Raw genomic sequence first — 12,601 nt, 5'->3', positions numbered from 1 at the left:
TGAACTCGCTCGCGTAGCGGGCTGCCAGCCGCGGTGTGCGCGTCGCACCGTGACCGCCGATCAGCACCGGCACCCTGGACTGCGCAGGCTTGGGCAACGCGGGGGAATCGGTGAGCTGGTAGTAGGTGCCGTCGAAGCTGAACGTCTCGCCGATCCCGGTCGCCCACAGCCCGGTGATGATCTCCAGCTGCTCCTCCAGCCTGCCGAACTTCTCCTTGGGGAACGGAATGCCGTAGGCCTTGTGCTCCTCCTCGAACCAACCGGCGCCGAGACCGAGCTCGATGCGCCCGCCGGACATCTGGTCGACCTGCGCGACCTGGATGGCCAGCACGCCGGGAAGCCGGAAGGTCCCCGCGGTCATCAATGTGCCGAGCCGGATCCGCCTGGTCTCACGCGCCAGCCCGGCCAGCGTGATCCACGCGTCGGTCGGGCCGGGCAGCCCGTCCCCCGGCCCCATGCGGAGGTAGTGGTCGGAGCGGTAGAAGGCGTCGAAGCCGAGGTCCTCGGTCGCTCTGGCAACGGTGAGCAGGGTGTCGTAGCTCGCCCCTTGCTGGGGCTCGGTGAAGATTCGAAGATCCATGCCTCCATCCTGCACCTCCGGACACCGGTCGCCGGCCTCCTGCGAACTCCCCGCCCGCTCACTCCCGGAGCCCTGAACGGCTGCGGCCGGCCACGGTCGTGCCGGCTGCTCCGCCGATCGCACCGTGCGGGCCGCGCGCACCGCACGGGCCGTCCCGCCCCCGGCCGCGCTCCAGATCCTGCTGCCGCTCCCTGTCCTGCTCGTCGAGACGGCGGAGCATTCCGTGCACCCGGTCCATGGACTCGTCGGCCGCGTCGATCGCCTCCATGCACTGCCAGTAGAGCCCCTGCTCATCGGTCTCGCAGGCCACCCCGACCAGCGCCATCCCCACTTCCCCGAGCAGCGTGCCCAGCCCCGTCAGCGTCGCCCGGGGCTCGGTGAGCCCGGAGAGCTGCGTGGCCCGCGCCACCCCGGCCCGCGCCGCCGGGTGGTCCAGCGCCCCGCCGCTCCGCCCGCCGATCTCGCTCAGCCCGCGCGCCTCGCCCCGTAACTCCTTGGGCCCTTCGGCTGCCAGGCGGCTGCCGATCGCCTGGGCCAGCGCCTGCGCCTGCCAGGCCTCCGCGATGATGTCCGGTGTCCCCCGGCTCTGAGCCAGAGCACGCCGGCTGACCCCTACAAGCCGTTCCGCTTCCATGCGTTCCCCCGTCCATACGAAAAGCCGCTCACCTCATTCATTACCCACAGTGAGGTCACTGGTACCGAAAAGCCAGGGGAATTCGGAAATCTGTGGACACCAACTCGATTGTTGATAAGTCGATCACTCCGAAGAGTGACGGTCGCTTGATTCCGGGGAGTCCTGGCGTCCCGGCACCGGGAAGCGGGACTCGTTCCGGTCGATCTTCTCCGACAGTGCCGTGAGCGCGTCGATCCCCAGCACCTCGCAGAACTGCAGCAAGTACGCGAGGACATCCGCGACCTCGTCCGCGACCCGGTGCGCCGTCTCGGGCCGCTCCATCACCCGCGCCGATTCCTCCGGCGTCAGCCACTGGAAGATCTCCACCAGTTCGGACGCCTCGACGCTCAGCGCCGCCGCCAGGTTCTTCGGGGTGTGGTACTGCTCCCAGTCCCGTGCGGCCGCGAACGCGGCGAGCCGTCTCTGCAGGGCGCGTACATCGAGTTCTGTCACGGCTCCAGGTCTACCACCGTCACCTCGGGCGTCTCCCTGGCCCTTGCCGCGCCCGGCTCCGTGACCGTCCCGACCAGTCCGAGGTGTCCGGCCGCCCCGACCGACACGGCCAGGGACAGCAGTTCGCGCAGCTGTCTGCCGTCCAGGTCACGGTCGAGTCCGTCGGCCGGCACGGTGAGGGTCTGCAGGGCCGACGGCACCTCCCCCGCGGCGTCCACCTCCAGTCCCCCGGGGCCGGTGAGCAGCACGAGGGCGTGTGCGAGATACCTCGGTTCGCCGTCCCCCAGCCGTCCGACCGGGGTGGACCGTCCCCCGCCCCGCCCGACCGTCGCCCGCAGCGATCCGTCCATGAGCCGCTCGACACCCAGCGCGGTCACCGGCCCCGCGCATCAGGCGTCCGCCGCTGCGACCAGCCGGGCATGACGCTGGGCGCACTGCGTGTACGTACGCTCCAGCGCCGCCGCGAGGTTGTCGCAGCCGCGTCGCAGCCTGTCGTCACCGGCCGGCACGGGGGCACGCATCCGCTGCGGCTGCGGTTCGCACACGTGCGGTCATGGGCGAACGGTATGCGGGCCATGGACCGGCGAGCCGTTCCGCCTGAACGACCTTCCTACGATGGGAGTACGTGAACCGGCTCGCTCCCGCCCGGCCGGGCTACCCTCCCGCGGACCAGGGCGTGTTCCGAAAATCCCGCCCGGCCGGGAACGCCCGGCACTTCCCCAAGCTCTCGGCTTCGCTCGAGCAGGGGAGACCCCATTGCTCGCCGCGTTGTCGGTCGTCGGCGCAGTCCGCTGCGCTCTCCTCCCTCCGCCTCGCGATCGCACGCACCAGACGCCCCGGCTCCGGGCGGACGACGCCACCTTCGAAAACCGCCCTAGGAACCGGGAAGGCCCGCCGCCGTGACTCCCTCGACCTCCATGCCGACCGGCGACAGCAGGAAGACATTCCGGTCGACCCGGTGCATTCCGCTGCCGAGACCGAAGACCACCCCACTGGTGAAGTCCAGGATGCGCTTGGCGACGTCCGCCTCGGCGCTGGTCAGGTCGAGCAGCACCGGGATCTGGGCGACCAGGTACTCGGCCACCTCCCGTGCGTCCGCGAAGACCTGGACCCGCAGCACGACGAGTCGCCGCTGCTCCGACGCCGGGCTCTCGTCGGGGACCGTGCGGTGATCCACCCTGGACGGCCACTCGTTGCGGCTGCGCAGAGGCACGACCTGGGCAAGCCCCTCCCACTGCTCGTCCGTGACGTCGTACCTGTCGTACCTGCTCACCGGACCACCCCGTCTGTGCTTCGGTCGGCGTTGCGCCGGCTGCGCTCGCTGTTCATCGGGCAATTCTCTCGCCACTCACCCGTTCGGCGTACCACCGACACGGTTCATGGCCCGATCGACACCGCCGGCGCCCCGTCCGCGGCTTCCCCTGCGGCCCTGAGCCGGTGCGCTTCCGCACTCATGTCGACGGGGGTGAACCGTACCGGAAGCCGGACCAGCGCACGGTGGAAGGGTCCCGGACGCCACTTCAGCTCACCGACCGGAACGGCCAGTTCCGTGTCGCACAGCTGACTGGTGAGCTGCTCGATCGCGGTCATGGCGATGAGCAGCGCCGGCTGCTTCGCCGGGCACCGGTGCGGACCCGCGGACCAGGCGAGGTGGGCACTGGCCCCGGAGCGGACCGCGAGGTCCGAAAGACCGGGCACGGAGCGGGTGTTGGCCGCGGCGTAGGAGACCAGGAGGAGTTGTCCGGCGCGCAGTCGCACACCGTGGAACTCCGTGTCGTGCCGCGGGTAGTGGGCCGCGAGATTGGCCAGCGGCGGGTCCTGCCAGAGGACCTCGTCGATCGCCTCGTACGCCGTCATCGCGCCGCCGTGCAGCGAACCGGCGTAGCGGGCGTCGGTGAGCATGTGCAGCAGTGCGTTGCCGATCAGATTCGTGGTCGGATCGTGGCCCGCGCTCATGATGAGGGTGATCTGACGCACAGTCTCGTCATTGTCCAGATTCGCCGGGTGGCCGAGGAGGTACGAGGTGAGGTCGCGGCGCGGCCGGGCCCGTCGGTCGGCGACCAGTCCGGTGACGACCTCGACGAGGTCGGCGTAGGCGGTGGCGGCGTCCTCGGCCGAGTTGAACATGCCCGCGACGCCGTTGACGATGCGTTCGCCGTCGCCCGGCGGCACGCCGAAACAGGTGACGAGGACGTGCAGCGGAAGACGTCGGGCGTACTGGGCGATGAGGTCGCCGTTTCCGGTGGCGGCGAATTCGCCGATGAGCCGCTGGGCGACCCGGGCGACCTCGGCCCTCAGGACGTGCGGTTCGATCAGGGCGAGGCTGTCGTTGATGGCGTCGCGGTAGCGGGCGTGCACGTCGCCGTCGCTGAAGAGCGCGGTGGGCCGGTAGCCGAGCATCGGCAGGACAGGCGAGTCCTCGGGGACGGTGGCCTGCCAGGCGCGCGGGTCCTTGGTGAAGGTGTGGGTGTCGCGCAGCAGATCGACGGCGGCCTGGTAGTCGGTGACCAGCAGGGCGTCGATGCCGGGGGCGAGCCGGACGGGCGCGAGCGGGCCGTGTTCGCGCAGCCGCCGGTAGTGGCTCTGCGGGTCGGCGGCGAATTCCGGACCGTACAGGGCGAGGGGCTGCGGCGGCTGTGCGAACGGTGTCATGACGGGTCCTCGGGCCTGGGCATCCGGGTGAGCACGTGCTCGGCCAGCGCGATCAGTGCGTCGATGCTGCCGCGGCGTTCGCGGGCGTCGCACTGCACCAGCGGGGTCTCGGGCGCGAGGTCGAGGTGTGTGCGCAGGACCTCGTCGGGGTGGGCGGGGGCGTCGGGGAAGCGGTTGACCGCGACCGCGTACGGCAGCCCCTGCTCCTCGACCAAGTCCATGACCGCGAAGGAGTCGGCGAGCCTGCGGGTGTCGACCAGGACGAGTGCGCCGAGCGCACCGCGCGCGATGTCCTCCCAGAGCGGCAGGAAGCGCTGCTGGCCGGGGGTGCCGAACATGTAGAGCACCAGGTCGTCCAGGACGGTGAGCCGGCCGAAGTCGATGGCGACGGTGGTCGTGGTCTTGTCCGGCAGCCCGGCGGTGTCGTCGAACCGGGTGCTGGACTGGGTCATCGCCTCTTCGGTGTGGAGCGTGGCGATCTCCGACAACGTCCGGATCAGGGTGGTCTTGCCGACGCCGAACGGCCCCGTGACGACCAGCTTCATCAGGGTCCGGGCCGCGGGCGGCAGATAGCCGACGCCGGTGCGGTCAGTGGAGGGAGCGGAGTCCAACGAGCAGCCTCTCGACGAGCGACCGGTCGATCTCCCCGGCACTGGGGATGGGCGGTCGGGTGTGCAGATGTCCGGCGGCCGCGAGGTCCGTGGCCAGGAAGACGGTGGCGCTGACCGGCAGGTCCAGATGGGCCGCGCACTCGACGACGGTGAGTGCCCCCGGTTCGAGCAGCTCGCAGAGTCTTCGCTGTTCAGAGCCGGTGTCCGGGGGCAGCTCGGTGTCGGCGCGTACGAGTACGTCGAGCCGGTCGAGCGCGGGGCCGGCGGGCCGGGTCCGGCCGCCGGTGACCAGATAGGCGGGTATCAGACGGCGCCCCGGGCCGGAGGTCATGGCCGGGCTGCGGTGTCCGGCCGGCGGGCGGGTGCGTTCATCGCCCGGGTCAGGGCGGTGACCTGCACCTGCATCTGGTACGCGATGTCGCCGAGCTTGGCACCGGGTTCCGCGAACAGGGCGAGTGTGGTGTTGTTCCCGGCCGGTACCACGATGGCGAAGCCCTGGTCGGACTCGACGACCGTCTGGGCCAGGCGCGGTGCCTCGACATCGGTGAATGCCGTGGTGAACGCGCGCGCCGCGGCGTGCAGCGTGGCGGTCATGGCGGCGACGCGTTCGCCGGAGGCCCGGTCCAGGCCGGGCGAGGCGCCTTCGACGAGGCCGTCTCCGGTGGCGACCACGGCGTGCTGGACTCCGGGCAGCTCCAGCAGCGGGGTCAGCACCCATGCGAGGTCACCGGTGGTGGAAGTGGGGGCGCTCACGTCTGGTCGTCTCCTTGCTCGTCCCGGTCGTCCGGGTGGTCGTGGTCGTCCGGTGCCGGTGCGGTTGGCCGCCCGGCGACGCTCCTGCCGTTGAGGGTGCCCTGCTGGAGTGCCGCCCAGGAAGCCCCGGCCTGCTCCGGTGTACGGGGCACCTGTTCCCGGTCCGGGGCGGCGTCGGCGGGCGCGGGGCGGGCCGGGGCCGGACGCGGGGTGCGTCGGCGCCGGCTGGGCAGCGCGGCAGCCTCCCCGCCGGCGGGTTGCGGCACGGGGAAGGTCTCCTGCTCGGTCGGGGCGGAAGCGGCCTGCGCCTGCACCGGCTTCGGGGCGAGGGCGGAGAGGCTGTGGTCCTCCTCCATCACGGTCAGCAGATGGGCGGGGACGCGCAGGATCGTACGCATCCCGCCGAACGGCGAAGCCTCGATGTGGCACTTGAAGCCGTACCGCAGCACCAGCCGGCCGACGACGGCGAAGCCGGTCTGCGGCGGATCGCCCAGCTCGGTCAGCAGGACCTCGGGCGGTCCCGCCAGCAGGGCCCGTGCCCGGTCGAGCGCGTCGTCGTCCATGCCGATGCCCGCGTCGTCGACCACCAGGAACGCGCCCCGGCCGCCGCTCTGCTGGACGGTGACCTGGACATCGGTGTCGGGGTGCGAGTAGGCGGTGGCGTTGGCCAGGAGTTCGGCCAGTGCGATGGCGAGGGGTTCGGCGGCGCGGGCGACGAGCGCGAGCCGTTCGTCGCGCAGATGGTTAGCGACCTTGATGCGTTCGTAGCCGGCGACCCGGGACTGGGCACCGAGCACGATCTCGACGAGCGGCGAGTTCTGACGGGCGAGGCCGGGCCAGGCGTCGCAGAGCACCGCGGTGGCCTGGGTGCGCCGCAGCGCCAGTTCGTTGCGGAAGTCGAGTTGCAGGATCCGCGGGTCGTCGTACTCGTGCTGGAGCTCGTGCAGCAACTGCTGGGACTGGTTGAGCAGGGACTGGATCTTGGCGGAGGTGCCGCGCATCGCCGCGCGGGCGGCCGCGTCGATGCGCCCGCGCTCCTCGACGACGGCCTCGCGGGCGGCCTGCACCGCCTCGGTGAGCAGCCGCGCGGAATCGCCGTCGACCTCGGCCGCCTCGCGCAGTCCGGGGACCTTGGCGGTGGGGTGGGAGAGGGCGAGCGCGGCGACGGGTATCCGGTTGCGGGCCAGCTGACGGATCTCGTCGTTGAGGGCCGCGGTGCGGGCGTCGGCGGCCTTCGACTGCCGTTCGGCCAGCTCGGCGCGGGCCAGGGCGATGTTCTCGGCACGCGCCGAGTTGTGCGCGCGGACCGCTGCCGCCACGGCAGCGGCGACGGCGATCACCGCCACTATCCATCCCATGCCGTCACCGCGTTTCTGTTGTCGGATCGGTCTTCCGGCCGAAGCGGCGGCCGGGGCCCGGCCTACTGCTCCGTGGGGCGGGCCTGCTCATGCGGCCGCTCCAGTTCTTGAGCGACCACGGCGACCTCGGTCATCACCTGGAGCACTCCGGGCAGTTCGGAGCCGTCGAGCTGCCGGTACTCGCTGCCGATGGTCACCACCAGCCGTTCGGGAAGGCCCAGTTCCGGGTAGCGCCCCTCACCGATGACCCGGCGGGCTGCCTCGACGGCGGGAACCCCCTCCGTGTGGAAGGCGTGGGCACGCTCACGTACGTACTCCAGGTACACGATGTGGTCGCGGACCCCGGGCCGGTCGAGGAGCGGACCGTGTCCCGGGACGACGGTACCGGCGCCGGTGGCCAGCACCCGTTCGCAGGCCGAGATCAGATTGCTCAGCGGGCCCGCCCAGTGCACCGGGTGGTCGCCCGGCTGCTCCGGGGTGGAGGAGAAGATGATGTCCCCGGTGAACACGGCGTCCTGCGCGGGCAGATGGACCATCAGGTCGCCGGTGGTGTGTGCGGACGGCAACGCGGAGATCTGGACCGGGTACTCCCCCAGCGTCAGTTCGAGCTCACCGGTGAAGTAGGTGGTCGGCACGACCGGTTCGGTCTGCGACCAGTCGAAGCGGCCGAAGTGCCGGGCGAGGTAGCTGCCGAGCGGGGTGGCCGGATCTCCTGCGGCGACGAGGGCGTGCTGCTGCTTCGGCGTGGGTTCGTAGTGGATGTGCTCGCGGGCCTCGCGGGTGGCGATGATCTCCGCGTCCGGGAGCACACCCGCACCCCAGAAGTGGTCCCCGTTCGCATGGGTGACGATCACCCGGTCGATGCCGACGCCGTCGGGCAGCAGCTTGGTGGACTCGGCCAGGAACTGGCCGGCCAGCACGGCGTCGTACGGGGTGTCGATCCAGAGTGCACCGCGGGACGAGACGAGCAGACCGCAGTTGGCCAGCCCCCAGCCCCGTTTCGGCGGGAGCCAAGCGTAAAGGCCCCGCCCCAGGTCAACGACGTCTCCACCCGTGATCGACATGGACGCGATTATGCCGACCGAATTCCGGCCACGTGTTCGAGCCCGGCCGCCCGGAGATCATATTGGCGCAAATTGATCGCTCACACTCCTCGACGGCGAGGGCATGGTGACCCTACGAGACTGGATCACCTCACCCTCGCCTGCCATCTTCCGGACAATCCGCACCAAACCTTCCGACGTTGTCACACGTCTCGGCACACACCCACCGAGCGACCGTCAAACCGGAACGAGCCGATTACCCACCGAGCATGGCTGAAAACAGCCATAGAGAGAGCTCCGGGGAAAGTGCTGGAAGGCACTGCTCCCGGAGGTCTCCCGAGCGCCGAACCGTTCGCACCGGTCGCACCCGTCGTGCCGGCCGCCGGTCAGCGGACCTGGCCGCCCTCGAAGTGGGCGACCGGCTCCGGGTCGAGGGCCGGTACCTCGAAGGGCGCACCGCCCTCGCGCAGGGAGCGGGTCGCGAGCACACCGGCGGCGACGCTCATCCGGGCGGCGACCGGTGAGGTGTCGGTGACGCCCCCGTCACGCACGAACCGGCAGAGCTCCTCCATGATCCGGCTGTCCCCGCCGCCGTGCGAGCCCTCGGCCTCGGGCACCCGGCAGGTGATGTCGGCCACTCGAACTCGGCGCCACGATCACGACTGCAACACGCACCGGTGGCAGTGCGGCCGTTGCTCCCTCACAGCGACAGTCTCATGGTTCACGACATGCAACCCGATGGCAAGAGTTGTTCATTTAACGCGGGTAACGAACATCCAAGGACATCGAAGTCTTGGTCGGTGTCCGATTCGCCCCCGCCGAAACCCATAATCGGGCACGTCGGAGGCGTGGAGCAGAGACGGAGGAGGCACCTGCACGTTCGACGTACCTTCGGACGGCGCCGCCCCGGCCGCCGCCTCCTCACACGGCGATGACGGTGACACCGGCCTCCGCGAAGCGGGCGCTCGCCGGGGGTGTGATCCCCTTGTCGGTGACCAGGAAGTCGACCTGCCCCAGATCACAGACCCGGGCAAAGGCCCGCTTGCCGATCTTCGAGGAGTCGGCGGCCACGACCACCCGCTGCGCCTGCTGGGCGAGCAGCCGGTTGATGCTGGCCTCGCCCTCGTGGTGGACGTACGCACCGCGCTCGGTGTCGATGGCGTTGACACCCAGCACGGCGACATCCAGCGTGATCTCGCCCAGCACCCCGCTGGCCAGCGGGCCGGTCAGCTCGTACGACTGCGGCCTGGCCACCCCACCGGTCACCACGATCTTGATCTGCGGCCGGATCACCAGTTCGTTGGCGATGTTCAGGGCGTTGGTGACCACGGTCAGGGTCGGCTGGCCGCCCATGTGGGCCGCGCTGTCGCCCACGATGTCGGAGCGCACCGCCAGCGAACGGGCCACCTCGGTCAGCGTCGTACCACCGGTCAGTCCCACCACCTCGCCGACTGCCACCAGTTCGGAGACCGCGCGGCCGATCGCCTGCTTCTCCGGGGCATGGCGCCCGGTCTTGTAGCGCAGGGCCAGCTCGTAACTGACGCCGTGCGCCACCGCGCCGCCCCGGGTGCGGGTGAGCAGCTGCTGCTCGGCGAGCTGGTCCAGGTCACGGCGGATGGTCGCGGCCGAGACGTCCAGCGTGGTGGCGGCGTCCTCGACGTCCACCCGGCCGTTCTTGCCGACGAACTCCAGCAGCGCGTTCCACCGGGCATCCCTGGACAAGGCAACTCTCCTTACGAACCCGGGCTTCGGGCACCCGTCCCCTTGGGTACGGTCACCGGACACGCGCAAGCGTCGCACAAGGCTCCGCCGAGTCAAGCTCCCGCAATCACGATGCTTGATAATGCTCGCAGGTCACATATAACGTGCACAAACGAGCATCCCATCACGAGTACGGAGTGCAAAAGTGTCATTCGTCGAGATCGAGACAGCCAGTCAGCCGGAGTGCTGGCGTCGCGCCGCCGAGCTGGCCCGGACGCAGTCGGCCGCTCTGCCCGCCGCAGGCGAGCGCATCGCGGTCGTCGGCTGCGGCACCTCGTTCTACATGGCTCAGGCGTACGCCGCGCTCCGCGAGGGGTCCGGTCAGGGCGAGTCCGACGCCTTCGCCGCCTCGGAGTTCCCGCTCGGCCGGGGCTACGACCGGGTCGTCGCCCTCACCCGCTCGGGAACCACGACCGAGGTGCTGGAGCTGCTCGACCGTCTGCGTGGTGCCACCCGCACAGTGGCCGTCACCGCCGACCCGAACACCCCGGTCATGACGGCCGCCGACGACGTCGTCGTGCTCGACTTCGCCGACGAGCAGTCCGTCGTGCAGACCCGGTTCGCCACCACCGCGCTCACCCTGCTCCGCGCCCACCTGGGTCTGCACACCGAGGACGTGGTGCGCGACGCGGAGACCGCGCTGGCCGAGCCGCTGCCCGAAGGCCTGGTGGACTGCACCCAGTTCAGCTTCCTCGGCCGCGGCTGGACGGCGGGGCTCGCCAACGAGGCGGCGCTCAAGATGAAGGAGGCGTCGCTGTCCTGGACCGAGTCGTACCCCGCGATGGAGTACCGCCACGGTCCCATCAGCATCGCTACCTCGGGCACCGCGACCTGGATGTTCGGCGCCGCCCCCGAGGGCCTTGAGGAGCAGGTGCTGGCGACCGGCGCCCGCTGGGTGGAGAGCGGTCTGGACCCGTTGGCCGAGCTGGTGCGCGTGCAGCGTCTGGCGATCGCCCGCGCCGCCGCCCGCGGTCTGGACCCGGACAGCCCCCGCCACCTGACCCGCTCGGTCGTGCTCACGGACGCCTGACCGGCCGGTGCACATCGTCGAGCGCACCTTCAGCGACCCTGGCGAAGGCACTCGCGAGGCTGCTCGCGAAACCCCTCATGAAGCCCTCCGCCAGGGCGTTCGCGAGGGGTATCTCGCAAGGCCCGCGGGCGCGCCGGTACCCGGCTGCGAGGTCGGGGTCCTGGTGCTGTCCGGGTCCAGCGGACGCGTCGAGGAGGAGCGGTGCAGGCTCCTGGCCCGGGAGGGCATGGCCGCCCTGTCGGTCCGCTGGTTCGGGGGCTCCGGACAGCCACCGGGCATCTGCGAGGTCCCGCTGGAGACGTTCGAGTCCGCGATCGGGGTGCTCCGCGCGGGCGGCGCACGGCGGATCGGCGTCCTCGGTACGTCCAAGGGTGCGGAGGCCGCCCTGCACCTGTCAGTGCTCCTGCCCGGTGTCGACGCCGTGGTGGCGCTCTCGCCCACTTCGGTGACCTGGGCGAACGTGGGCCCCGGCCGGGACGGGCAGGACCGGCCGTACCGGTCCTCCTGGACCTGGCGCGGCGAGCCGCTGCCCTTCGTCCCCCTCGACGACACCTGGGCGCCGACGTCCGGACGGCCCGAAGGCGGTCCCGTGGCCGTCCTCGGCTGGTACGAGCAGAGCCGGCGCAGGTACGCCCGCCACGTCGACGCGGCGGGAATCCCGGTGGAGAGGTCGGGTGCCGAGCTCGTCCTGGTCGCGGGCGGCGACGACGAGATGTGGCCATCGCTGCGCTCCGCCGAGGAGCTGGCCGCCCGCCGCCGAGCGGCCGGGCTGCCCGTACGGATCATCAGCGGCCCCGACGCGGGCCACCGCCCACGACTGCCGGGCGAGGGCCCTGCGCCCGCCTCCACGCAGTTCCTGTACGGAGGTTCGACCGCGGCGGACGCGGCCCTCGGGGCGGCCGCCTGGCCCCACATACTCGACGCGCTGCGCGGCACACGCGCTCCGGCCGAGGGCGCGTGAGGAGGCCGACGACAGGCGAGAGGGCCGGCGGTACATGAGGGGGCCGGCGGTCGTTCCGTCCGCCGGCCCCGGCCTTCACACGACACCGCCGCGGTCAGGACTCCTCGAAGTAGGCGTCCAGAACCTCGTCGAGTTCCGCCGCCCACTCCTTGAGGCTGCTCCTGGCCGGTGCCTCGACCTCGGCGTTGAACCACCGGCGGGTCGACATGTGGACCGTCACGGTGAACCGGCGGCCGAACCGGGGGGTCTTCACCTCGACCGCGCCGATCTCGTCCCACCGCCACTCGGCCTCCTGGTCGTCCAGCCGGAACCGGACGCCCACACGGTCCGCGGTGATGGAACCGCGGCGGTCGCTCACCTCGAACGAGGGCCCGTCCTCCGCCTCCTTCTCGTCCGCCGCCGGGGCCTTCTCCGCGTCGGCCCCGGCTTCGGCGGCGTCGGACTCCCGCTCCCGCGTCCCTTCCTGCTCCGGCTCCGTCTGTTCCGGTTCTGTCTGCTCCGGTTCTGTCTGCTCCAGGTCTGTCTGCTCCAGGTCTGTCTGCTCCAGGCTCGAATCCGGTTTCCCGGCCGTGACGGGGGCCGTGAGACCGGGGATGAACGCCGGGTCTGTCCCTGCGGCGTATCCGGGCTGAGTGTTCGGATCTATGCGCTGCTCCACGGCGGGCAGTATGGCCGACGAAGCTGTGCCGGGCCAGCGAGCCCGCCGCGGAACGGCCGTGGGAGCCT

14 protein-coding genes and 2 pseudogenes are annotated in these 12,601 nt (G+C 71.2%); 2 read left to right on the top strand and 14 right to left on the bottom strand.

All coding sequences use genetic code 11. The features are described from left to right. The 13 genes and pseudogenes from ACWCQ6_RS15725 to ACWCQ6_RS15665 all read right to left on the bottom strand — a co-directional run. A partial coding sequence (locus ACWCQ6_RS15725; RefSeq protein WP_451089427.1) for an LLM class F420-dependent oxidoreductase occupies positions 1-580 on the bottom strand: 580 nt, incomplete at its 3' end. Between the two features lie 58 nt (positions 581-638). Continuing rightward, entirely contained in the window at positions 639-1,214 is a 576-nt protein-coding gene (locus ACWCQ6_RS15720) for a DUF6099 family protein (RefSeq protein WP_451089425.1), read from the bottom strand. A 123-nt stretch (positions 1,215-1,337) separates the two neighbouring features. Then, on the bottom strand, positions 1,338-1,706 hold the full coding sequence (locus ACWCQ6_RS15715) for a nucleotide pyrophosphohydrolase (RefSeq protein ID WP_451089423.1): 369 nt from the start codon (positions 1,704-1,706) through the stop codon (positions 1,338-1,340). Then, positions 1,703-2,248, bottom strand: a pseudogene (locus ACWCQ6_RS15710) (ATP-binding protein); the annotation flags it as partial. The pseudogene ACWCQ6_RS15710 and the gene ACWCQ6_RS15715, both read right to left, overlap by 4 nt. A gap of 332 nt (positions 2,249-2,580) precedes the next feature. Then, complete coding sequence (locus ACWCQ6_RS15705; protein WP_451089421.1) at positions 2,581-2,979, bottom strand: cell division protein SepF; 399 nt, start codon at positions 2,977-2,979, stop codon at positions 2,581-2,583. A 104-nt stretch (positions 2,980-3,083) separates the two neighbouring features. Next, complete coding sequence (locus ACWCQ6_RS15700) at positions 3,084-4,358, bottom strand: cytochrome P450 (protein ID WP_451089419.1); 1,275 nt, start codon at positions 4,356-4,358, stop codon at positions 3,084-3,086. Further along, positions 4,355-4,969, bottom strand: a complete 615-nt coding sequence (locus tag ACWCQ6_RS15695; protein ID WP_451089417.1) for a GTP-binding protein — start codon at positions 4,967-4,969, stop codon at positions 4,355-4,357. The genes ACWCQ6_RS15700 and ACWCQ6_RS15695 overlap by 4 nt, the downstream gene beginning before the upstream one ends. Further along, the gene (locus ACWCQ6_RS15690; RefSeq protein WP_072485915.1) at positions 4,947-5,300 is read right to left on the bottom strand and encodes a DUF742 domain-containing protein; all 354 of its coding nucleotides are present in this window, start codon (positions 5,298-5,300) and stop codon (positions 4,947-4,949) included. The genes ACWCQ6_RS15695 and ACWCQ6_RS15690 overlap by 23 nt, the downstream gene beginning before the upstream one ends. Continuing rightward, positions 5,297-5,722, bottom strand: coding sequence for a roadblock/LC7 domain-containing protein (locus tag ACWCQ6_RS15685; RefSeq protein WP_072485914.1), 426 nt, complete (start codon positions 5,720-5,722; stop codon positions 5,297-5,299). Before ACWCQ6_RS15685 ends, ACWCQ6_RS15690 begins: the two co-directional genes overlap by 4 nt. Next, on the bottom strand, positions 5,719-7,080 hold the full coding sequence (locus tag ACWCQ6_RS15680) for an ATP-binding protein (RefSeq protein WP_451089414.1): 1,362 nt from the start codon (positions 7,078-7,080) through the stop codon (positions 5,719-5,721). Before ACWCQ6_RS15680 ends, ACWCQ6_RS15685 begins: the two co-directional genes overlap by 4 nt. Positions 7,081-7,142: 62 nt before the next feature. Continuing rightward, positions 7,143-8,144 (bottom strand): MBL fold metallo-hydrolase, encoded by a 1,002-nt coding sequence (locus tag ACWCQ6_RS15675; protein WP_451089412.1) that lies wholly within the window; start codon positions 8,142-8,144, stop codon positions 7,143-7,145. 365 nt (positions 8,145-8,509) lie between these two features. Further along, positions 8,510-8,758, bottom strand: a pseudogene (locus ACWCQ6_RS15670) (gfo/Idh/MocA family oxidoreductase); the annotation flags it as partial. A gap of 286 nt (positions 8,759-9,044) precedes the next feature. After that, positions 9,045-9,845, bottom strand: coding sequence for a DeoR/GlpR family DNA-binding transcription regulator (locus ACWCQ6_RS15665; RefSeq protein ID WP_451089410.1), 801 nt, complete (start codon positions 9,843-9,845; stop codon positions 9,045-9,047). Between the two features lie 184 nt (positions 9,846-10,029). Between ACWCQ6_RS15665 and ACWCQ6_RS15660 the strand changes: the two genes are divergently transcribed. Together ACWCQ6_RS15660 and ACWCQ6_RS15655 are read left to right on the top strand one after the other, a co-directional pair. Next, positions 10,030-10,914, top strand: a complete 885-nt coding sequence (locus ACWCQ6_RS15660) for an SIS domain-containing protein (RefSeq protein ID WP_451089408.1) — start codon at positions 10,030-10,032, stop codon at positions 10,912-10,914. Positions 10,915-11,077: 163 nt separating this feature from the next. Then, a complete protein-coding gene (locus ACWCQ6_RS15655) occupies positions 11,078-11,875 on the top strand; it encodes an acyl-CoA thioester hydrolase/BAAT C-terminal domain-containing protein (protein WP_451089406.1) in 798 nt (265 codons plus the stop codon). Between the two features lie 94 nt (positions 11,876-11,969). Here the strand turns inward: ACWCQ6_RS15655 and ACWCQ6_RS15650 are convergent, their stop codons facing one another. Further along, a complete protein-coding gene (locus ACWCQ6_RS15650; protein ID WP_451089404.1) occupies positions 11,970-12,533 on the bottom strand; it encodes a hypothetical protein in 564 nt (187 codons plus the stop codon). Between the last annotated feature and the right edge of the window lie 68 nt (positions 12,534-12,601).

It is taken from the genome of Streptomyces sp. NPDC001880, assembly GCF_053594575.1.
Note: the sequence above shows the minus strand (reverse complement) of the source record. Positions and strands in the feature narration are given on the sequence as shown.

Excerpts from the sequence above, each read along its gene's own strand:
- ACWCQ6_RS15680 (WP_451089414.1), bottom strand. The coding sequence starts at position 7,080 with ATGGGATGGATAGTGGCGGTGATCGCCGTCGCCGCTGCCGTGGCGGCA.
- ACWCQ6_RS15700 (WP_451089419.1), bottom strand. The coding sequence starts at position 4,358 with ATGACACCGTTCGCACAGCCGCCGCAGCCCCTCGCCCTGTACGGTCCG.
- ACWCQ6_RS15720 (WP_451089425.1), bottom strand. The coding sequence starts at position 1,214 with ATGGAAGCGGAACGGCTTGTAGGGGTCAGCCGGCGTGCTCTGGCTCAG.
- ACWCQ6_RS15690 (WP_072485915.1), bottom strand. The coding sequence starts at position 5,300 with ATGACCTCCGGCCCGGGGCGCCGTCTGATACCCGCCTATCTGGTCACC.
- ACWCQ6_RS15675 (WP_451089412.1), bottom strand. The coding sequence starts at position 8,144 with ATGTCGATCACGGGTGGAGACGTCGTTGACCTGGGGCGGGGCCTTTAC.